Source organism: Belnapia mucosa, assembly GCF_016775475.1.
Classification (GTDB): domain Bacteria; phylum Pseudomonadota; class Alphaproteobacteria; order Acetobacterales; family Acetobacteraceae; genus Belnapia; species Belnapia mucosa.
Map to the genome: position 1 here is coordinate 69,066 of NZ_JAEUXJ010000014.1, position 21,103 is coordinate 90,168.

At 70.7% G+C, this 21,103-nt stretch carries 17 protein-coding genes; 8 read left to right on the forward strand and 9 right to left on the reverse strand.

Going from position 1 to position 21,103, the window contains the following annotated elements:
• Positions 1 to 16: 16 nt before the first annotated feature.
• A complete protein-coding gene (locus JMJ55_RS23970) occupies positions 17 to 1,015 on the reverse strand; it encodes an asparaginase (RefSeq protein WP_202828139.1) in 999 nt (332 codons plus the stop codon).
• Complete coding sequence (locus JMJ55_RS23975) at positions 1,012 to 1,710, reverse strand: isochorismatase family cysteine hydrolase (protein WP_202828140.1); 699 nt, start codon at positions 1,708 to 1,710, stop codon at positions 1,012 to 1,014. The genes JMJ55_RS23970 and JMJ55_RS23975 overlap by 4 nt, the downstream gene beginning before the upstream one ends.
• A 147-nt stretch (positions 1,711 to 1,857) precedes the next feature.
• Between JMJ55_RS23975 and JMJ55_RS23980 the strand changes: the two genes are divergently transcribed.
• Together JMJ55_RS23980 and JMJ55_RS23985 are read left to right on the forward strand one after the other, a co-directional pair.
• A complete protein-coding gene (locus JMJ55_RS23980) occupies positions 1,858 to 3,636 on the forward strand; it encodes a thiamine pyrophosphate-dependent enzyme (RefSeq protein WP_202828141.1) in 1,779 nt (592 codons plus the stop codon).
• Between the two features lie 85 nt (positions 3,637 to 3,721).
• Positions 3,722 to 5,638, forward strand: a complete 1,917-nt coding sequence (locus tag JMJ55_RS23985; protein ID WP_202828142.1) for a PAS domain S-box protein — start codon at positions 3,722 to 3,724, stop codon at positions 5,636 to 5,638.
• A 36-nt stretch (positions 5,639 to 5,674) separates the two neighbouring features.
• On the opposite strand, the gene JMJ55_RS23990 is transcribed toward JMJ55_RS23985, so the two are convergent.
• Complete coding sequence (locus JMJ55_RS23990; protein ID WP_202828143.1) at positions 5,675 to 7,342, reverse strand: L-lactate permease; 1,668 nt, start codon at positions 7,340 to 7,342, stop codon at positions 5,675 to 5,677.
• Positions 7,343 to 7,501: 159 nt separating this feature from the next.
• Here JMJ55_RS23990 and allE point away from each other — a divergent pair, with 159 nt between their 5' ends.
• The 3 genes from allE to JMJ55_RS24005 are packed head-to-tail and all read left to right on the forward strand — an operon-like array spanning position 7,502 to position 10,151.
• Complete coding sequence (gene allE / locus JMJ55_RS23995) at positions 7,502 to 8,269, forward strand: (S)-ureidoglycine aminohydrolase (protein WP_202828144.1); 768 nt, start codon at positions 7,502 to 7,504, stop codon at positions 8,267 to 8,269.
• Positions 8,270 to 8,271: 2 nt separating this feature from the next.
• Positions 8,272 to 9,156 carry a fatty acid desaturase gene (locus JMJ55_RS24000; RefSeq protein ID WP_202828145.1) on the forward strand — a complete coding sequence of 295 codons (885 nt, stop codon included), beginning with the start codon at positions 8,272 to 8,274 and terminating at the stop codon, positions 9,154 to 9,156.
• Positions 9,153 to 10,151: an alpha/beta fold hydrolase gene (locus tag JMJ55_RS24005; protein ID WP_202828146.1), complete on the forward strand. Its 999-nt coding sequence runs from the start codon at positions 9,153 to 9,155 to the stop codon at positions 10,149 to 10,151. Before JMJ55_RS24000 ends, JMJ55_RS24005 begins: the two co-directional genes overlap by 4 nt.
• 1 nt (position 10,152) lies before the next feature.
• On the opposite strand, the gene JMJ55_RS24010 is transcribed toward JMJ55_RS24005, so the two are convergent.
• Positions 10,153 to 12,069, reverse strand: a complete 1,917-nt coding sequence (locus JMJ55_RS24010; protein ID WP_202828147.1) for a PAS domain-containing protein — start codon at positions 12,067 to 12,069, stop codon at positions 10,153 to 10,155.
• A 21-nt stretch (positions 12,070 to 12,090) separates the two neighbouring features.
• Positions 12,091 to 12,447 (reverse strand): response regulator, encoded by a 357-nt coding sequence (locus tag JMJ55_RS24015; protein WP_202828148.1) that lies wholly within the window; start codon positions 12,445 to 12,447, stop codon positions 12,091 to 12,093.
• A 209-nt stretch (positions 12,448 to 12,656) separates the two neighbouring features.
• On the opposite strand from JMJ55_RS24015, the gene JMJ55_RS24020 reads away from it, so the two are divergent.
• The 3 genes from JMJ55_RS24020 to JMJ55_RS24030 are packed head-to-tail and all read left to right on the forward strand — an operon-like array spanning position 12,657 to position 15,521.
• Positions 12,657 to 13,892, forward strand: a complete 1,236-nt coding sequence (locus JMJ55_RS24020; protein ID WP_202828149.1) for an NAD(P)/FAD-dependent oxidoreductase — start codon at positions 12,657 to 12,659, stop codon at positions 13,890 to 13,892.
• 23 nt (positions 13,893 to 13,915) lie between these two features.
• Positions 13,916 to 14,236, forward strand: a complete 321-nt coding sequence (locus tag JMJ55_RS24025) for a 2Fe-2S iron-sulfur cluster-binding protein (RefSeq protein WP_202828150.1) — start codon at positions 13,916 to 13,918, stop codon at positions 14,234 to 14,236.
• A gap of 34 nt (positions 14,237 to 14,270) precedes the next feature.
• Positions 14,271 to 15,521: a cytochrome P450 gene (locus tag JMJ55_RS24030; protein ID WP_202828151.1), complete on the forward strand. Its 1,251-nt coding sequence runs from the start codon at positions 14,271 to 14,273 to the stop codon at positions 15,519 to 15,521.
• A gap of 44 nt (positions 15,522 to 15,565) precedes the next feature.
• On the opposite strand, the gene JMJ55_RS24035 is transcribed toward JMJ55_RS24030, so the two are convergent.
• The 4 genes from JMJ55_RS24035 to hslU form a co-directional block, all read right to left on the reverse strand.
• A complete protein-coding gene (locus JMJ55_RS24035) occupies positions 15,566 to 16,087 on the reverse strand; it encodes a DUF4142 domain-containing protein (protein ID WP_202828152.1) in 522 nt (173 codons plus the stop codon).
• A 156-nt stretch (positions 16,088 to 16,243) separates the two neighbouring features.
• On the reverse strand, positions 16,244 to 17,947 hold the full coding sequence (locus tag JMJ55_RS24040; protein ID WP_202828153.1) for an N-acyl-D-amino-acid deacylase family protein: 1,704 nt from the start codon (positions 17,945 to 17,947) through the stop codon (positions 16,244 to 16,246).
• 88 nt (positions 17,948 to 18,035) lie between these two features.
• Positions 18,036 to 19,781, reverse strand: a complete 1,746-nt coding sequence (locus JMJ55_RS24045) for an ABC transporter transmembrane domain-containing protein (protein WP_202828154.1) — start codon at positions 19,779 to 19,781, stop codon at positions 18,036 to 18,038.
• Positions 19,782 to 21,101 carry an ATP-dependent protease ATPase subunit HslU gene (gene hslU / locus JMJ55_RS24050; RefSeq protein ID WP_202828187.1) on the reverse strand — a complete coding sequence of 440 codons (1,320 nt, stop codon included), beginning with the start codon at positions 21,099 to 21,101 and terminating at the stop codon, positions 19,782 to 19,784.
• Between the last annotated feature and the right edge of the window lie 2 nt (positions 21,102 to 21,103).

Genomic DNA, 21,103 nt, shown 5'->3' on the forward strand with positions numbered 1-21,103 from the left:
GGTCAGGATCCGACACCTAGTAGCTGGCGAAGATCCGCTCGATCTCGGCGTGCTCGTTGCTGACGGTCAGCGCGAGCGCCAGCAGGATGCGCGCCTTCTGCGGGTTGAGGTTGTCGGCGGGGATGAAGCCGGCTTCCGCCAGCTTGGTTGTCGGGAAGACCCGGCCGCTGCCGGCGCGCGTCGATTGCATCACCACCACGCCGGCCGCCCGCGCCTCCCGCAGCGCCGCCGCATCGCCCGGCGTGACGAAGCCCGGCGCGAAGCCGGCGGCGATGATCCCTTTGGCCCCGGCGGCGGTGAAGGCGCGCACCGCCGTGCCATCTGCGCCGGCATAGCTGTAGGCGATATCGACCCGCGGCAGCGCCTCCAGCCCGCGAATGTCGAATTCGGTGTCGGGCGCCAGCCGCCGCAGCGGCCGGCGGTACCACACCACCTTGTCGCCATCGGCCTGGCCGAGCACCCCGAAATCCGGGCTCCGGAAGGTCTGCATCCGGCCGGTGGAGGTCTTGGTCACCTCCCGCGCCGCCTGGATCTCGTCGTTCAGCAGCACCAGCGCGCCGAGCCCGCGCGCGCCCTCATCCGCCGCGACCCGCACCGCATTCACCAGGTTCAAGCCGGCATCGGTCGAAAGCGCCGAGGCCGGCCGCTGCGACCCGACCACCACCACGGGCACCGGCACCTTCAGCGTGAGAGAAAGGAAATAGGCCGTCTCCTCCAGCGAGGCGGTGCCATGGCCGATGACGATGCCGGCGACCTGGGGATCGTCCTTCACCACCTTGTCGCAGAGCAGGACGAGCTGCTTCCACTCGGCCCAGGCGATCTGTGGCGAGGGCACGTTGCGGTAGGGCACCGCAAAGACCTCGGCCACCCGCTGCACATCGGGGAAGCGGTCGAGGATGCCGTCGGCCTGGAGCAGGTTGCCCATGGCGCCGTAATTGACGGTATCCAGCGGCCCGTTGCCGAGCGAGGAGATGGTCCCGCCCGTGCCGATGAAGGCGATCTTCTTCTTGCTCATGCAGCCGCACGCTCCTCGGTGGCGAGGCCGGCGATGCATTCATCGACCGTCAGCACATCGCCGAATTGCAGGTAGAAGCTGATCAGGGATGCGCTGTGCTCGGCATCCGTCACCGCGGCGCAGCCATCGCTGACCATGACGGTGCGGAAGTTCAGCATCATCGCGTCCCGCGCGCTGCTCTCGCAGCAGCAATTGGTCACGGTGCCGGTGATCAGCACCGTGTCGAAGCCGCGCGCCCGCAGCCGCTCCGGCAGGTCGGAGCCGCCCTGGATGAAGGCGCTGTAGCGATACTTCCGCACCACCTCGTCGCCGATCCGCACATCGAGCGTCGGCCAGAGCGCATGGCCCGGCATCCCCTCGCTCATGGAGGCGGCGCGGCGGGCGCGGGCCTCGGGCGTCGCCATCTCCTGCATGACGGACCATTCCGTCTCGCAGCGGGCGTCGAAGGTGTTCTGGATCCAGAACACTGCCCCGCCGGCCCCCCGCAGCCCGCCGGCCAGGCGGTTGATCGCCGGCACGACATGTTCCGCCATCGGGCAGAGCGCATGCGCCAGGTCTGCCCGCATGAAGCCGTTCTGCATGTCGATCACCACCAGCGCGGTGCGGCGCGCATCGAGTCGGGCGAAGGGATGCGGCGTGCCGCAACGGCCGGCGACGCGGGCGGCGACGGATGCCGGGATGGAGAAGGGATGCATGCGGGACCTCTGCGCCAATGGACCGAGCCCTGCGCCCTGCGATTCCTCATCCGCCACGCTCTTCGGCCGGCGCGGCGGAAGACTAGGCCGGGGCCGGAACCGCGGCAACCCGGCGACGTTCCGCGGCGGACAGGAAAGGCCATCCCCATGCCGCGCAACGCCAGCGAGATCGTCGTCGATACGTTGCATGCCTGGGGCGTCGATACGATTTTCGGCCTCGCCGGCGACGGGATCAACGGCGTGGTGGAGGCGCTGCGCACCCGCCAGGACCGCATCCGTTTCGTCGCCGTCCGGCATGAGGAGAGCGCCGCCTTCATGGCCGCCGCCTATGCCAAATGGACCGGGAAGATCGGCTGCTGCTTCGCCACCACCGGGCCGGGCGGGCTGCACCTGCTGAACGGGCTCTATGACGCGAAGCTCGACCTCGCCCCGGTCGTGGCGTTGACCGGCCTGCCCTATCACGACCTGGCCGATACCTTCACCCAGCAGGATGTCCCGCTCGACCGGGTCTTCGCGGATGTCGCCGTCTACAACGCCCGCATCATGGGCGCCGCCCAGGCCGAGACGGTGACCAGCCTCGCCTGCCGCACCGCGCTGGCCCGCCGCGGCGTCGCCCATCTCTCCCTGGCAACGGATACGCAGGAGGAGGCCGAGGACGAGGCCTCGCCGCGCGGCTCCGCCCAGACCGCGGGAACGCAATGGCAGGACGGCCTCCGCCTGCCCGACCCGGCCGAGATCGAGAAGGCGGCCGAGATCCTGAACGGGGCGCAACGCGTGGCCATCCTCGCCGGCCGCGGTGCCCTCGGCGCGAAGGCGGAGCTGGAGCAGACGGCGCAGCTGCTCGGCGCCCCGGTGGCGAAGGCGCTGCTCGGCAAGGCGGTGCTGCCGGACGACCATCCCTATACGACCGGCGGCATCGGCTACTACGGCACCTTCGGCACTCATGCCGTGATGGCGGAATGCGACGCGCTGCTGATCGTCGGCTCCACCTTCCCCTACGTCGAATACTACCCGAAGCCCGGCCAGGCCCGGATCGTCCAGATCGACCGCGACCCGCAGCGCATCGGTCTCCGCCAGGCGGCCGAGGCCGGCCTCGTCGGCGATGCCAAGGCGGCGCTCGAGATGCTGAACGCCCGGCTCCGCCGCAAGGAGGATCGGGGCTTCCTCGAGAAAGCCCAGGCCGAGACCCGGCGCTGGTATGAGGCGCTGCGCGCCGCCGAGGACAGCCCGCGCCTGCCGATGAACCCCTCCGCCCCGGTCGCCGCCTTCGGCGCGCGGCTGCCGGCGGATGCGGTGGTCGTCGCCGATAGCGGCCATCATACCGGCCTCGTCGCCCGCCATATGCGGCTCGGCCCGGGGCATGATTTCAGCGTCTCCGGCCTGCTCGCCTCCATGGCCTGCGCCATCCCCTATGCGGTGGCGGCCGGCTGCGCCTGGCCGGGGCGGCCGATCTTCGGCGTCATCGGCGATGGCGGGCTGTCCATGCAGCTCGGCGAATTCGCCACCGCCGTCGCCATGAAGCTGCCGCTGAAGCTGCTGGTGCTGCGCAACGGCGCGCTCGGCCAGATCAAGTGGGAACAGCTGCTTTTCCTCGGCCATCCGGAATTCGGCTGCGAGGTGCCGGCGATCGACTTCGCCAAGGCGGCCGAGGCGATGGGCGGCCGCGGCTTCACGGTGGAGGATCCGGCGCAGCTCGATGCCGTGCTGGACCAAGCGATGGCGGCGGACGGTCCCGTCATCATCCAGGCCATCGTGGACCAGAACGAGCCCCTGCTGCCTGCCGTGGTCTCCGAGGCCTATGCCAAGCACCTGAAGAAGGCGCTGGAGGAGGGGACCAAGGGCGCCACCGAGATCGAGCAGGCGCTGGAGCGCGAGCCCTCGCGGTCCATGCTGGGCGACAAGGCCGCTCTCCTGCCCAACCCGTAGCCCCGAGGCGGACCACCAACCCTTCCCGGCCCCCGCAGACCACGATGCCTTCTTTCTTCACGACAGCTCGCCAGGGATGGTCCCCGTGAACGCTGAGCCCCGCACCGGCTTTCCGGCCGCGCCGAGGGAGATGGGCACCCTCATCCAGGCGCAGGACTGGGCGGCGACGCCCCTCGGCCCCATCGGGGGCTGGCCGCAATCGCTCCGGACCACGGTCGAGATCCTGCTCGCGCACAGCATCCCGATGGTCGCGCTCTGGGGCGAGCAGCTGGTCCAGATCTACAATGACGGCTACCGCGCCCTGATGGGCGGCAAGCATCCGGCCGGCCTCGGCCAGCCCCATCGCGACAGCTGGCCCGAGATCTGGCATATCGACGAGCCGATCTTCCGGCGGGTGCGGCAGGGCGAGACCCTCTCCTACGAGGACAAATTCTACCCGGTCGCCCGCCATGGGCTGAGCGAGGAGGCCTGGTTCAGCCTCACCTACAGCCCGCTGCGCGACGAGGCGGGCGCGGTCGCCGGCGTGCTCGTCACCGTCGTCGAGACCACGGACCGGATCAGGGCCAGGGCAGCACGGCAGGAGAGCGAGCGGCGCCTGGATGGGATGCTCGTAGCCAGCGGCCTCTCCGCCGATTTCCGCGCCCTGTTCGAGGCCGCGCCGGCGCCCTTCCTGGTCGTCGCCCCGCGCGGCCTGCAGATCGTGGCGGCGAACGAGGCCTATCTCCGTGCCACCATGACCGACCGGGCGGCGCTGCTGGGCCGGATGATCTTCGACGCCTTCCCGGCCGATCCGGCCGACCCCGACCAGAGCGGCGTCGCCAATCTCCGCGCCTCGCTGGAGCGGGTGATCGCCACGCGCAGCACCGATGTGATGCCGGTCCAGCGCTACCCGATCCGCCGGCCGGAGGCGCAGGGCGGCTTCGAGGAACGCTGGTGGGCCCCGGTCAATTCCCCGGTGCTGGGCCGCAACGGCGAGATCGCCTTCATCATCCATCGGGTCGAGGACGTCACCGCCCAGTTCCGGGCCGAGGCGGCGCAGCGCGAGAGCGAGGAGCGGTTCCGCCTGATCGTCGAGAACACGCAGGACTACGCCATCTTCACCACCGATGCCGAAGACCGGATCGATGCCTGGTTCCCCGGCGCGGCCCGCGTCTTCGGCTGGAGCGCGGAGGAAGCGGTCGGGCAGCCCGCTGCCATCCTCTTCACCCCCGAGGACCGGGAGCATGGCGTGCCCGAGGCGGAGGTGGAGACCGCCCGGCGGGACGGCGCGGCGGCCAATGTGCGCTGGCATAGCCGCAAGGATGGCAGCCGCGTCTTCATCGAGGGCAGCACCCGGGCGCTGCGCGGGCCCGACGGAGTCCTGGAGGGCTTCCTCAAGATCGGCCAGGACGTGACCGAGCGGCGCGCCTCCGAGGAGCGCCAGCGGCTGCTGATGCGCGAGGTGGACCACCGGGCGAAGAATGCGCTGGCGGTGGTGCAGACCGTGCTGCGGCTGACCCGGGCCGACGACATGCCCTCCTTCGTAAAGGCGATCGAGGGCCGCGTGGCCGCGCTGGCGCGCGCCCAGACGCTGCTGGCCGAACAGCGCTGGCACGGCGCCGACCTGCGTGCCCTCCTTCTCGGGGAGCTGGCGCCCTTCCTCGCCGGCCAGCGGGCCGATCTCGCCGGGCCGCGGGTCTTCCTGCCGGCCGCTATGGCGCAGCCCATGGCCATGGCGGTGCATGAGCTGGCGACCAATGCGCTGAAGCACGGCGCCCTCTCGGTGCCGGAGGGGCGGATCGCCGTCGCCTGGTCGCTCACCGGGGGCAGCCCCGGCGTGCTGCGGCTGCGCTGGTCGGAAGCGGGCGGGCCGCCGGTCGAGGGGACGCCGATGCGGCGCGGCTTCGGCTCCCGCGTGCTCGAGGGCACGGTCCGCGACCAGCTTGGCGGCGCCGTGGCGCTGCGCTGGGAGAGAACCGGCCTGCTCTGCGAATTCGAGGTGCCGCTTCGCCGGGGCGGCTGAGGCGCCGGGGGCCGGCCGGGCCCCGGCGCCCTTGCCCTACCCCACCACCATCGCGGTGAAGGGCCAGACATAGGCCTGCAGCATCACCAGCAGGCCGACCAGCACCGCCAGGCAGATCGAGTGGAGGAAGACGAAGCGCAGGATCGTCCCCTCCTGCCCGAACCAGTTGGTCGCGGTGGAGGCGACGACGATGCTCTGCGCATCGATCATCTTGCCCATCACGCCGCCCGATGAATTGGCCGCCGCCATCAGCACCGGCGAGAGGCCGAGCTGCTGGGCGGTAATCTTCTGCAGCCCGCCGAACAGCACGTTGGAGGCGGTGTCCGAGCCGGTCAGCGCCACGCCCAGCCAGCCGAGCATCGTCCCGAAGAGCGGGAAGAGGAAGCCGGTGGAGGCGAAGGCGAGGCCCATCGTCGCATCCAGCCCCGAATAGCGCGTCAGCGTCCCGAGGCCGAGCATGGCGCCGATGGTGACGAGACTGAGCCGCACCTTCCAGATCGTCCGGCCGTATTCGGCGATCAGGGCGAAAGGCGAGAAGCGCATCAGCAACCCGGCGACGATGGCGGAGAACAGGATGCCGGTCCCGGTCATCGAGAGGATGTTGAAGGCCCAGACCGCGGCCTCGGGCGTCGCGCGTTCGACCACCGGCGGCGCCTTGACGACGGCATTGTGCAGCCCGCCGATCGGGAAGCTGGTGGTGAAGATCCCGTTCAGCGCCGCCCGCACGCTGGGCAGGCCCCAGGCGAAGACGAAGACCGTCAGGATCAGCCAGGGCAGCCAGGCCCGCACCAGCGCCCCGCGGTCGAGCGGCTCGGTGCCGAGCGGCGCCACGGCCGGCGCCGTCGCGGCGCTCGGGTCGCGTCCCCGCAGGCCGGGATTGGTCCAGATCTCGCGCGGCTGCCAGACCTGGAGGAAGCCGACCAGGCAGGCCATGCAGACCAGGGCCGAGATCACATCGACCAGCATCGGGCCGATATAGTTGCTGACCAGGAATTGCGGCACGGCGAAGCTGACGCCGGTGACGAGGATCGCCGGCCAGACATCGCGCATCGCCCGGAAGCCGGCGAAGGCCCAGATCAGCCAGAAGGGCACGATCAGGCTGAAGAAGGGCAGCTGCCGCCCGATCATCGCCGAGAGGTCATAGAGATCGAGCCCGGTGACGGCCGAAAGCGCGATGATCGGCGAGCCGAGCGCGCCGAAGGCGACCGGCGCCGTATTGGCGATCAGCGACAGGCCCGAAGCCGCCAGCGGCGAGAAGCCGAGGCCGATCAGGATCGCCGCCGTCACCGCGACCGGCGTGCCGAAGCCCGCCGCGCCCTCGAAGAAGGCGCCGAAGGCGAAGGCGATCAGCAGCAATTGCAGGCGCCGGTCCGGCGTCACCCCGGCGATGGCGCGCTGCAGGATGGCGAAGCTGCCATTGGCGACCGTCAGCCGGTAGAGGAAGATGATGTTCAGCACGATCCAGCCGATCGGGAACAGGCCGGAAAGGATACCCAAGCCGGCAGCACGCACCGCCATCCCGCCCGGCATGCCGAAGACGACGCTGGCGCAGAGCACGGCGACGACGAGGGCGATGATGGCCGCCCAATGCGCGGCGATGCGGAAGAAGGCGAGCGCCACCAGCATGACGACGACGGGCAGAGCGGCGAAGGCGGTGGACAGGGCGATATTGCCCAAGGGATCGTAAACCTGGGTCCAGGTCATTCGGACGGTTCCGTACTGGTCACGCGACAGGCGGCCAGGAAAGGCGGGCCGCCTGGCATGAATGGCGCAGCCCCCGCCCCCCGGCAACAGCGCCGCTTGGCACCGCCGGCCCGGCTATGGAACAGATGGCGGCCCTTCAGTCCCGGAGCCAACCGCCCCATGCCCGCACCAGTTCCACCCGGCGTCATCGGCCATAACCGCAGCCTCGTCTCCCGCAACTACGCCGTGCTGCCGCCGGAGGGGATGTTCCCCAGCTTCCTGCCCTGGCTGAGCGATGCCTCGGTCTTCTACCAGGCGACGCCCCGCATGGGCGCCCGCTTCACCCAGGGGCGGCTGGAAGCGGCACCCGGCGGCGGCACGGCGGCGCCGCGCCAGGACGGGCTGGAGCATTTCCTCTTCGTCCTCGCCGGCAACCTCGATGTCGCGGCCGATGATGCCTCGGCCCGGCTGGAGCCGGGCGGCTTCGCCTATATCCCGGCCGGCGCCACCTACAGCCTGCGCAACAGCGGGGCGGATCTCGCCAAGGCGGTCTGGATCAGCCGCCGCTACCAGCCGGCCGAGGGCATCGCCCCGCCGCCCCCACGCTTCGGCAGCCGGGAGACCACGCCCGTCACCCGCGTCGACGATAGCGGCCGCTGGCGGCAATACCTCCTCGGCAATCTCGACATGGCCATGGATTTCGAGATGAACGTGATGGGCTTCGACCGTGGCACGCATTTCCACTGCGTCGAGACCCATGTGATGGAGCACGGGCTGCTGATGCTGGAAGGCCAGGGGCTCCAGCTTCTCGACCGCGACTGGCATGAAATTTGGGAAGGGGATTTCGTCTGGATGGGCCCCTTCATCCCGCAGCAGTTCTACTGCACCGGCTGGGGCGGCGCGGCCTATCTGCTCTACAAGGACGTCAACCGAGAGGTCTTCGACTAGCCATGCAGGCGCCCGCCCCCTCGACGATGATGCATCTCTCGGCCCGCTCGGATCGGGCGGGGCTGCGCCAGTTGGCCTTCCACCTCGCCCTGCTGCTCGGCGCCGGCCTGCTGGTGGCGCTGGCCCCCGGCTGGTGGAAGGCGCCGGGGGTGCTGCTGCTCGGCATCGCCCAGGCCGCGCTGTTTGCCCCGCTGCATGAGACGGTGCATCACACCGCCTTCGCCAACCGGCGGATGAATGCCGTGGTCGGCTGGCTGGCCAGCGCGCCGGGCCTGTTCAACTGGCATTTCTACCAGCAATTCCACCTGGCCCATCACCGCCACACCCAGGACCCGGTCAAGGATCCGGAACTCACCCCGCCGCCGCCGACCCGGCTGCCGGGCTATGTGGTGAAGATGCTGGCCCTCCCCTATTGGCGGGGCCGGCTGCGGAACCTTTGGGACGGGCTGCGCGGCGACCTCTCCGCCTATGAATTCATCAATCCCGCCACCGCGCCGCGCATCATCCGCAGCATGCGGGCGATGGTGGCAGCGGTGCTCGGCCTCGCCATCCTCTCCGGCCTCGTCTTCGGCTGGCAGGCGCCGCTGCTCTTCTGGATCCTGCCGCAGCTGGTCGGCCAGCCCCTGCTCCGCCTCTATCTCTTCACCGAGCACACCGGCTGCTCGATGGACCGCAACGGGCTGACCAATACCCGCACCATGCTGACCACGCGGCTGATGCGGCTGCTGATGTGGAACATGCCCTTCCATGCCGAACACCACCTCTACCCCTTCATCCCCTTCCACCGGCTGGAGGAGGCGCATCTGGTGCTCCGCGACCGCCTCGCCCATGTGCATCCGGGCTATGCGAACTGGCATGCGGGGCAGCTGAAGACGATGAGGGCATGACGGCGACGCAGGAGGGCGTCTTCGAGCTCGGCGACCTGAAGCTGCATCGCGGCGGGGTGCTGCCGGGCGCGCGGATCGTCTGGAAGACCCATGGGGTGCTGAATGCGGCGCGGGACAATGTCGTCCTCTACCCGACCAGCTATGGCGCGCAGCACCCCGACCTCGAATGGCTGATCGGGCCGGAGGGCATCCTCGACCCGACGCGCTGGTTCATCGTCATCCCCAACATGTTCACCAACGGGCTCTCGACCTCACCCTCCAATTGCCCGGCCTGGCCGGGGCTGGTGACGGCCTGGGACAATGTCCGCGCCCAGCGCCGGCTGTTGCGCGAGGTCTTCGGGATCGAGCGGCTGCACGCCGTCTATGGCTGGTCGATGGGCGCGCAGCAGGCCTATCACTGGGCCGCCGCCTTCCCCGATTCCGTCGCCCGCATCGTCGTCAATTGCGGCAGCGCCCGCACCGCGGTCCACAACCAGGTCTTCCTCCGCAGCCAGATGGCGGTGCTGGAAGCCGCGCCCGAATATGACGGCAAGGGGCAGTTCACCGCCCAGCCGGCGGCCGCGCTGCGCGCCTTCGGCCGGGTCTATGCCGGCTGGGCGCTGAGCCAGGACTTCTACCGCGCCAATCTCCACCTCACCGCCCTCGGCGCCCCGGACCTTGAGACCTTCCTCCGCACCGATTGGGAGGAGCGCTTCGCCCGCCGCGCCGCCGCCGACCTGCTCGCCCAGCTCCGCACCTGGGATGCCGGCGACATCGCCGATGGCGGCGACCTGGCCGCGGCGCTGGCGCGGATCGAGGCGCGGGTCCTGCTGCTGCCCTCGGCGACCGACCTCTATTTCCGCGTCGCCGACAACGAGGCCGAGTTGCCCCACCTGAAGCATGGCCGGCTCTCGGTCATCCCGAGCATCTGGGGCCATCGCGCCGGCAACCCCGCCCCCAATCCTGCGGATGCGGCCTTCATCCGGGCCGAGGTGCGGGCGCTGCTGGAGAGCTGAATCAGCCAGCCAAGCGCGCCAGCGGCACCTCCAGCCGAAGGGTCAGTCCGGCCCTGTCCCAATCCTGGGCGACGCGGCCGCCGAGCTGGAGGGAGCCGCGCTCGGCCAGGATGGTGCCGAAGCCGCGGCGCTCCGGCGGACCCGCCACCTCCGGCCCGCCGCGTTCCTGCCAGGTCAGGCCCAGCCGCTCCCCGCGCCGTTCCAGGGTGATGGCGACATGGCCCGCCTCCCGCGACAGGGCGCCGTATTTCGCCGCATTGGTCGCCAGCTCGTGCAGGATCAGCGCCAGGGAGGTCGCGGCCTTCACCCCGACCGGCACATCATCGCCCATCAGCCGCAGCCGCCCCGATTCCTCCCCGCCATAAGGGGCGAGCAGGGTCGCCAGCAGCCCGCGCAGGGTCGTCCCCCCGCCCGGCGCCGCGCCCGCGGCTTCGGGCCGGACATAGTCATGCGCCACGGCCAGCGCCTGCAGCCGCCGCCGCAGCACCTGCGCGAAGCCCCGCACCTCCGGCGTCGCGCCGCTGGAGGAGAGCGAGATCATCCCGCCGATCACGGTGAAGATGTTCTTGATCCGGTGCGAGAGCTCCCGCGCCAGAAGCTCCTGCCCCTCTTCGGCCAGCTTGCGTTCGGTGATGTCCATGATGACGCCGCGCAATTCGCTGACCTGGCCGGCGGCATCCCCCTCGCAGCGGCCGCGCGCCACAACCCAGCGCAGGCCGCCATCGCGCTGGCGCAGCCGGTATTCCGCCTCGAACCCGCGTTCGCCCTGCAGCGCCGCGCGGATGCGCGCCCGCAGCCGCAGCGCGTCCTCCGGATGGACCGCCGGCTCCAGCGCCGCTATCGACACCCCGGCCGCCAAGGCCTCGGGCGCGACCGAGAAGAGCCGGGCGAAGCCGGGATCGGCGGCGATGCGGTCGGCCCGGACGTCCCAGATGAAGGTGCCGACCATCTCGGCCGCGCTCAGCGCCAGGCGCAGCCGCTCCTCACTCCGCCGCAGCGCGTCCTCGGTCGCCTTGATGTCCTCGATATCGGTGCAGGTGCCGAACCAGCGCTCGATCCGGCCCTCGGCGTCGCGCACCGGCAGCGCGCGGCCGAGCGTCCAGCGATAGACGCCATCCGCCCGGCGCAGCCGGTATTCGATCTCATAGGGCTCGCCGCTTTCCAGCGAATGGCGCCAGCGCGCCCAGGCCCGGGCCTGGTCGTCCGGATGGAACATGCCGTTCCAGCCGGCCCCATCGGTCGAGCCGAAGGGGACGCCGGTGAATTCGTACCAGCGGGCATTGTAGTAGTCGTGCGACCCGTCCGGCAGGGTGGACCAGACCATCTGCGGCATGGCGTCCGCCAGCACCCGGAAGCGCCGCTCGCTCGCCTCGCGCATGGCCAGGGCCCGGCGCAGCTCCAGCTGCGCCATCACCTGCCGTGCCAGGATCTGCAGCCCGAAGGCCTGCTCCGGCGTCAGCCCCTCAGGCCGCGCCACATAGTCGAGCACGCAGAGCGTCCCGAGCGGCAGGCCCTCCGCCGTCTCCAGCAAAGCGCCGGCATAGAAGCGGAGATGCGGCGCCCCGGTCACCAGAGGATTGGCCGCGAAGCGCGGGTCCCGCGTCGTGTCCGGCACCACGAAGAGGTCGGGCTGCAGGATGGCATGGGCGCAGATCGAGACATCCAGCGGCGTCTCGCGCAGGCTGAGCCCGATCTCCGCCTTGAAGAATTGCCGGTCCTGGTCGATCAGGTTCACCACGGCGATCGGCGCAGCGCAGAGCTGCGCGGCGAATTGCACCACCTCGTCGAAATCCCGCTCCGGCGGGGTATCGAGGATGCCGTAGCTGCGCAGCTCCGCCAGCCGATGGGCCTCGTCCCAGGCGGGGGCGCTGAAGCCGGGCATCTCCGCCAGCGCTGCGCCTGGGGGCAGTTCCGTCATGCGGTCGTCCGTCCTGGAAAACTAGTCCTCGCCGATCAGGCGGGCCCGGAGGGTCCGCTCGATATCGGCCGGGTCATAAGGCTTGGGTACGAAGGGCACATTCCGCAATGGCGCCGGAAGCTCCTCCGGCCGCGAAGCCGAAACAAATGCAAAGGGCGTGCCCCGTTCGTGCAGCCGCGTCGCCACCTCATAGGTCTTGCCGTCCAGGACGTCTATGTCCAGCAGCGCCGCATCGAATTCGAGGCTCGCCAAGGCCCGCTCGGCCTCGCGGACAGAGGCGGCCAGCGCCACGCGCGCCTGCGCATCGGCCCCCAGCACGATCTCCTCGAGATCGAGGGCGACCATCGGGTCGTCCTCGACGATCAATATCCGCCGCATTGCCTTCGATCGCCTGTATTGGGGCCCAAGGGTTGCATGCCCGCCGGCATGCCTCGCATCCCGCAACGCCGCATGCCGGACCCGGCCGCCCCGGATGCCATGGTTTTGACGCAAGCGCGGGGCGGCCTGCAACCACCCCCGCCAATTGTTGACCCGGGGCAAGCGGCCGTGTGCAATCCTGCCCGCCAGAGCAGGGAGGGCAGCAGGCCATGGTGGAAGAGGCCGCGCCGGGAGTCGTCATCGTCGGGGCCGGCCATGCCGGCGGCTCCGCGGCGGCCTTCCTGCGGCAATATGGCTGGAAGGGCCCGATCACCCTGATCGGCGAGGAGCCCCTCCTGCCCTATCAGCGCCCGCCCCTCTCCAAGGCCTGGCTGAAGCGCGAGGCGACGGCCGACAACCTCGCCCTCCGCCCCGCCCGCTTCTACGACCAGCAGCGGATCGAGACCCGGCTCGGCACCCGCGTCATCGCCATCGACCGCCCTGCCCGCCGGGTGCTGCTGGAGGGGGGCGAGAGCCTGCCCTATGCGCATCTGATCCTGGCGACTGGCGCCCGGCCACGCCGGCTCGGCCTGCCGGGGGAGGCGCTGGACCGGGTGCTGTCGCTGCGGAGCGCCGCCGATGCCGATGCGCTGGCCGCCGTCCTCGGGCCCGGCCGGCGGATCGCCATCATCGGCGGCGGCTATATCGGGCTGGAGGTCGCCGCCTCGGCCCGCGCCCTCGGCGCCGAGGCGGTGGTGATCGAGCGCGAGCGCCGCGTCCTCGCCCGCGTCGCCGGCGAGGCGCTTTCGGCCTTCCTCGGCAACCGCCACCGTGCCGAGGGAGTGGAGGTGCTGACCAGCACCACCACCGAGGCGATCGAGGGCGAGGGCGGCGCCGCCTGCGCGGTCCGGCTCGGCGATGGGCGCCGCATCCCCTGCGACGCCGTCCTGGTCGGCATCGGCGCGATGCCGGAGGTCTCGCTCGCCGCGGCCGCCGGGCTCGACGGACCGGGCGGGATCGAGGTCGATCTCGCCGCCCGCACCGCCGACCCGCTGATCCATGCCATCGGCGACTGCACGCGCCGCCCCCTGCCGCTCTATGCGCGGGAGGCGCGGCTGGAGAGCGTGCCGAATGCGATCGAGCAGGCGAAGCAGGCCGCGGCCGATATCTGCGGCCGCCCGCCGCCGGTGCCGGAGGTGCCCTGGTTCTGGTCGGACCAGTACAATCTCCGCCTGCAGATCGCGGGCCTCGCCTTCGACCCGGCCGAGGCGGTGCTGCGCGGCGATCCCGCCGAGGGCAGCTTCGCCGTCTTTCATCTCGGCGCCGATGGCCGCGTGCTGGCGGTGGAGGCGGTGAATGCGCCGGCGGATTTCATGGCCGGGCGGCTGCTGGTGGCGCGGCAGATGCCGGTGCCGCCGGCGCAGCTCCGCGACACGGGCCTGGCGCTGAAGGAACTCGCCGCCTGAGGCGGCCTGCAACGGGAGGAAGGATGCCGCGCGTCACCTATGTGGAATACACCGGAACCGAGCACAGCATCGATCTGGAGGTGGGCAAGTCGGTGATGCAGGGCGCCGTGGACAACGGCATCCCCGGCATCGATGCCGACTGCGGCGGCGAATGCGCCTGCGCCACCTGCCATGTCTATGTGGACGAGGCCTTCCTGGCCCGCTGCGGCGAGCCGGGCGAGCAGGAGGCCAGCATGCTGGGCTTCGCCGCCACCGCCCAGCCGAATTCCCGCCTCTCCTGCCAGATCACCATGTCGCCCGAGCTGGACGGCCTGGTGGTCCGCATGCCGGAGGCGCAACACTAGGCCAACCAAGAAGCAAAGCCAGGAGGAGCCGCCCATGAATGCCCCCGTCGATCTCGACCATGCGCGCCTCGCTGCGACGACGCCGCTCGACCGGCTCGACCCCAGCAACCCGGCGCTGTTCCGCGACGATGTCTGGCAGCCCTATTTCGCCCGGCTGCGGCGCGAGGCGCCGGTGCATTACTGCGCCGAGAGCATGTTCGGCCCCTATTGGTCGGTCACGAAATACAAGGACATCATGCAGTGCGAGCTGGCGCATAAGGTGCTGTCATCGGACAGCCTGCATGGCGGTATCTCCATCCGCGACCGCGACAAGGCGCTGCGGCTGCCGATGTTCATCGCCATGGACCCGCCGCAGCATGACGAGCAGCGGAAGGTGGTGCAGCCCATCGTCGCGCCCGGCAACCTGGCGAAGCTGGAGGCCACCATCCGCGAGCGCGCCATCCGCATCCTGGAAGGCCTGCCGCGCAACGAGACCTTCAACTGGGTGGACCGCGTCTCGATCGAGCTGACGGTTGCGATGCTGGCGACGCTCTTCGACTTCCCGCAAGAGGAGCGCCGCAAGCTCTCCTACTGGTCGGATTGCGCGACGGCCCTGCCCATGCCCGGCGGGCTGATCGAGAACGAGACCCAGCGCGAGGCCGCCTTCGCCGAGATGCTCGGCGCCTTCATGACGCTCTGGAACGAGCGGGTGAATGCCGACCCGCGGCCGGACCTGATTTCCATGCTCGCCCATGGCGAGGCGACGCGGAACATGACGCCGCGGGAGTTCATGGGCAACCTGGTGCTGCTGATCGTCGGCGGCAACGACACCACGCGCAATTCGATCAGCGGCGGCGTGCTGTTCCTCAACGAGAACCCGGACGAATACAGCAAGCTGCGCGCCAATCCGGCGCTGATCGAGACCATGGTGCCGGAGATCATCCGCTACCAGACGCCGCTCGCGCATATGCGCCGCACCGCCATCGCGGATTACCAGATCGGCGGCCAGACCATCCGCGCCGGCGACAAGGTGGTGATGTGGTACATCAGCGGCAACCGCGACGAGGAGGCGATCGAGCAGCCCGACCGCTTCATCATCGACCGCGCCCGGCCGCGCGGGCATCTCTCCTTCGGCTTCGGCATCCATCGCTGCGTCGGCAATCGCCTGGCCGAGCTGCAGCTGAAGATCCTGTGGGAGGAGATCCTGCAGCGCTTCCCGCGGATCGAGGTGGTGGGCCGGCCGGAGCGGACCTACTCCGCCTTCGTCCACGGCATCACCAACCTGCCGGTGCGCATCCCCGGCTGAGGCCGGAGAGGGGCGGCGGAAGCTCCGCCGCCCCTTGGCCTGGCTCAGCCCCGCTGCAGCATCATCGAGAGGTCCTGCAGCATCGTCAGGTGCTGCTGGATCGAGGCGCGGGCGAGCACCGCGATGTGCTGGCCATCCGGCGTGCGGTTGGTGTTCTCCAGATAGCCCTGCTGGATCAGCAGCAGCTCCTGATGGCCCTGGATCTGGCTCTGCACATAGGCGCGGTCGAAGGCCGGACCGGTCAGCCCCTGCAGGCTGGTCAGCATCGCCTGGTGCTCGGCATCGAGCGGCACCGGTGGCGGGTTGGCGACATCGGTCAGCACCTGGGCCAGCGCGGTCTGCTCGGCGATCTCGAAGCCGGCGAATTGCTTCACATGCGGGTTCACCGCCCGCTCCAGCGCGATCTGGCTGGTCTGCTTCGCCAGCGTGCCGCCCATCAGCGTCATCGCCAGGTGTTCGGTGGGGGAGAAGGTGCGGCCGGCCGTCTGGGCCTGGGCGCGGCTGATCAGCAGCGGCGTGGAGAGGCTCGCGGCGGCAAGCCCTAGGAATGCATGGCGTCGGTTCATGGTATCGGCTCCGTTGGCTGTGGCAGGCGGGCAACGCGCCGCCTCTTTCGCGCAAACGGGCCGATCCGGCGGAGGTTCATCGACTCCGCCGAACGAACCCCGAAAGGGCTTATCTATCAGGCCCTGTATGAATCGCGGGGCGTCAAGCCCAGTCGGTCAGGCCCTGGCCCCGCGCACCAGCCGCCCCGGCAGCGCCCCGGTCGGCTGGCCCTCGCGCGAGACCACCTCGCCATTCACGATGGTGGCGACATAACCCGCCGCCCCCTGCACCAGCCGCTTGCCGCCGGCCGGCAAGTCATAGCGCAGCTCCGGCACGCCGATCTGCAACCGGTCATAGTCGATGACGTTGAGGTCGGCCTTCTTGCCCTCCGCAATCAGCCCGCGATCCGCGAGGCCCAGCGCCAGCGCATTGTCCCGGCTCAGCCGCTTCACCGCGAAGGGCAGCGGCAGGCGCGGCCCGCGCTGCCGGTCCCGCGTCCAATAGGCCAGCAGATGCGTGGTCGAGGAGCTGTCGCAGATGATGCCGACATGGGCCCCGCCATCGCCGAGCCCCATCAGCGTCCGCGGATGCTCGACCATCGCCCGCACCGCTTCCAGGTCGCGATCGGCATAGTTGATGATCGGGCGGTTGAGGATGGCCTTCCCGTCCCGCTCCATCATCCAGTCGTAGCAGAGCGCGGCGGGATCGACGCCCTGCGCCCGCGCCACCGCGCCGACGCTGGTCTCCGGCCGCGGCTCGTATTCCGGCGGATCGCCGAGCGGGAAGATCATGTCCCAGGTATTCAGCCGGTCCCGCAGCGACGGGTCGGGCACCTCCTCGGCCAGGATGCGGGCGCGGAACCCAGGATCGCGCAGCGCCGCCATCCGCGCCTCGCGCGGCAGCCGCGCCACCTCGGCCCAGGAGGGCCGCGCCATGAAGGGGTGCTGCGACAGGTCGAAGCCGAACATCAGCCCGACCGGCCGGCCCATCACCTGGCCGGTCATCGGCACGCCGGCGGCATTCGCCGCCTCGATCCGCTCCAGCAGGTAGCGCCAGAGCCAGGGCCGGCTTTCCCGTTGCAACAGCGAGAAGGTCATCGGCCGGCCGGAGGCGGCGGCGATGCGCTGCAACCGGTCGAATTCCTGCTCCGGCTCGTCGAAATCGGAGATGACCTGCAGCCAGCTCGCCCCGGCGTCGCCGACCGCGCGGCCGATCGTCTCCAGCTCCGCCTCCGGCGTGCCGAGGGTCGGCGTATGGGTGCCGTCCAGCGTCTTATGGGCGATGGCGCGGGAGGTGGAGAAGCCGAGCGCCCCGGCGCGGATGCCCTCGGCCGCCAGCCGGGCCATCTCGGCGCATTCCTCGGGCGTTGCCTCGGCATAGGCCGCGGCGCGGTCGCCCATCACATGCACCCGCAGCGGGGCGTGGCAGACCTGCGCCGCCACGTCCATGTCGTAGTGCCGGGCCCCCAGCACATCGAGGAATTGCGGGAAGGTCTCCCAATTCCAGGGCAGGCCCTCGGTCAGCACGACCTCGGGCAGATCCTCGACGCCCTCCATCAGCTTCACCAGCGCGTCGCGCGCCGCCGGCCGGCAGGGGGCGAAGCCGACGCCGCAATTGCCGATCAGCGCCGTGGTCACGCCATGCAGCGAGGAGCTGTCGAGCCGGCTGCTCCAGGTCGCCTGGGCATCGTAATGGGTATGGATATCGACGAAGCCGGGGGTGACGATCATCCCCTTCGCATCGATCTCCGCCGCCCCGCGCGCCGCGACCTTCCCGACCGCGAGGATGCGGCCCCCGCCGATGGCGATGTCGGCCTCATAGGGCTCGCCGCCGCTGCCATCGATGACGGTCCCGCGGCGGATGACGAGGCTCGGCTCCATGGCTTCCTCCGGTGCTTTGGACCCTAGCCTTGGTCGGGCGACCGTCCCTGTCAACCGCGCTGCGGCCTGGCCCGGCGCCGGATGCCCCTCAGGCCTCGAACTGCAAGGCCGCCAGGCGCGAATACAGCCCACCCTCCCGCACCAGCGTATCATGCGGCCCGCTGGCGATGATCCGCCCGCCCTCCAGCACCACGATCCGGTCCGCCCGCCGCACCGTCGCCAGACGGTGCGCGACCACCAGCGTCGTCCGCCCCCGCGCCAGCCGCTCCAGCGCGCCCTGCACCGCACGTTCGGATTCCGCATCCAGCGCGCTCGTCGCCTCGTCCAGCAGCAGCACCGCCGGGTCGCGCAGGATGGCGCGGGCGATCGCCACCCGCTGCCGCTGCCCGCCCGAGAGCGTCACCCCCCGCGTGCCGAGATGCGTGTCCAGCCCCTCCGGCAGGGCTTCCAGGAACTCCGCCGAGGCGGCGCGCATCGCCGCCTCGATCTCGGCCCCCGAGGCATCGGGCCTGCCGAAGCGGATATTCTCCCGCGCCGTGGTGCTGAAGATCACCGGGTCCTGCGGCACCAGCCCCAGCCGCCCGCGCAGCGCCGCCGGCTCCAGCCGCGCGATATCGGCGCCGTCCAGCAGGATGCGGCCCGATTGCGGGTCGTAGAAGCGCAGCAGCAATTGCAGCACCGTGGTCTTGCCCGCGCCGGAGGGCCCGACCAGCGCCACCGTCTCCCCCGGCTCCACCGTCAGGGAGAAGCCCTCCAGCGCCGACCGGTCCGGCCGCGTCGGGTAGTGGAAGGTCACGTCGCGGAATTCGATCCGGCCCCGCGGTGCCGGCAGCACCAGCGGCGCGGCCGGGGCGGTGATGGCAGGCCGCTCGGCCAGCAATTCCAGCAGCCGCTCCGCCGCGCCGGCCGCCCGCTGGATCTCGCCCCAGACCTCGCTGAGGCTCGCCCCGGAAGTCGCCAGCATCACGGCATAGAGGACGAAGGCCGAAAGCTCGCCCCCCGTCATCCGGCCCGCGATCACATCCTGCCCGCCGACCCAGAGCGCGAAGGTGACGGCCCCGAAGCCCAGCAGGATCACCACCAGGATCAGCAGCGCCCGCGTCCCGATCCGCCGCAGCGCCGCGGCGACCGAGCCTTCGACCTGTGCCGCATAGCGTGCCCTATCGACCGGCTCATGCGTGAAGGCCTGCACGGTGCGGAGCCCGTTCAGCACCTCCTCCGCCGTGTCGCCGAGATCGGCGACGCGTTCCTGCGCGGTGCGGGACAGGCGCCTCTCCCGCCGGCCGAAGCCGATCATCGGCCCGATCACGAAGGGCAGGACGATGGCGACGATGCCGGCGAGCTTCGGGCTGGTCACCAGCAGCATGACGAAGGCGCCGGCGCCGGTCAGGACATTGCGCAGCCCCTGCGACAGCGCCGAGCCGGTCAGGGCCTGCAGCAGCGCGACATCGGCGGTGAGGCGGGAGAGGATATCGCCCGTCCGCGCCCGTTCGTAATAGGCGGGCGAGAGGGTCAGCAGATGGGCGAAGACGTCGCGGCGCAGATCCGCCGCGACCCGTTCGCCGAGCCAGGACATGAGGAAGAAGCGCCCGCAGGTCGCCGCCGCCAGCGCCGCCACCAGGCCGAACAGCGCCAGCGCCGTCCGGTCGAGCGCGGCGCCGCTGCCGGCCGCAAAGCCCTCATCGACCAGGTGCCGCAGCCCCTGGCCGAGCCCGAGCACCAGCCCCGAGGCCAGCACCAGCGCCAGCCCGGCCAGCGCCACCCGTCCGCGATAGGGCCGCAGATAGGGCAGCAGCAGGCCGAGCGCCGCGAGCCTGGCGCGGGCCGGCTTCACCTAGAGGATATAGCGGCTGAGATCGGCGCTGCCGGCGAGCGGCGCCACCTTCTCCCGCACATACTCCGCCGTCACCGGCACCTGGTCGCCATGCCGGTCGCTGGCACTGAAGGAGATCTCCTCCAGCAGCCGCTCCATCACCGTCGCCAGCCGCCGCGCGCCGATATTCTCGACCCGGGCGTTGATGTCGGTGGCGAGGTCGGCGATCGCCTCCACCGCATCCGGCTGGATGTCGAGCGCGACGCCCTCCGTCCCGAGCAGCGCGGTGTACTGCTTGATGAGCGAATGCTCCGGCTCGGTCAGGATGCGCCGCATGTCGTCCCGCGTCAGCGCGCCGAGCTCCACCCGGATCGGCAGCCGCCCCTGCAGCTCCGGCAGCAGGTCGGAGGGCTTGGCGAGGTGGAAGGCGCCCGAGGCGATGAAGAGGATGTGGTCCGTCTTCACCGGCCCGTGCTTGGTCGTGACGGTCGTGCCCTCGATCAGCGGCAGCAGGTCGCGCTGCACGCCCTCGCGCGAGACATCGCCGCCGCGCACCCCGCCCTCGCTGGCGCGGGCCACCTTGTCGATCTCGTCGAGGAAGACGATGCCGTTGTTCTCGGCATTGGCGATCGCCTCGCGGGTCAGCACCTCCTGGTCGACCAGCTTGTCCGCCTCGTCCTTGATCAGCGCGGCGCGGGCCTCGGCCACGGTCATCTTGCGCGGCTTGGTGCGGCCGCCGAACATCTTGCCGAGCATGTCCTGCATGTTCTGCATCTGGATGCCCTGGGTGCCCGGCATGTCGATCATGCCGATCGGCATGCCGCCGCCCTGGTCGGCAACCTGCACCTCGACCTCGCGGGTCTCGAGCTGGCCCTCGCGCAGCATGCGGCGGAATTTCATCCGCGTCTCGCCCGAGGCCCCCTCGCCAACCAGGGCCGTCACCAGCCGCTCCTCAGCGGCGAGCTCGGCCTTCGCCTGCACGCCCTTGCGCGAGGCTTCGCGGGTCTGGGTGATGCTCACCTCGACCAGGTCGCGGATGATGCTGTCCACGTCGCGGCCGACATAGCCGACCTCGGTGAACTTCGTCGCCTCGACCTTGAGGAAGGGCGCGTTGGCGAGCTTGGCCAGCCGCCGCGCGATCTCGGTCTTGCCGCAGCCGGTCGGGCCGATCATCAGGATGTTCTTCGGCACCACCTCTTCCCGCATGGCCTCGGGAAGCTGCTGCCGGCGCCAGCGGTTGCGCAGCGCGATGGCGACCGCGCGCTTGGCGTCGTTCTGCCCGATGATGTAGCGGTCGAGCTCCGAGACGATCTCGCGCGGCGAGAGATTGACGGCTTCCATGG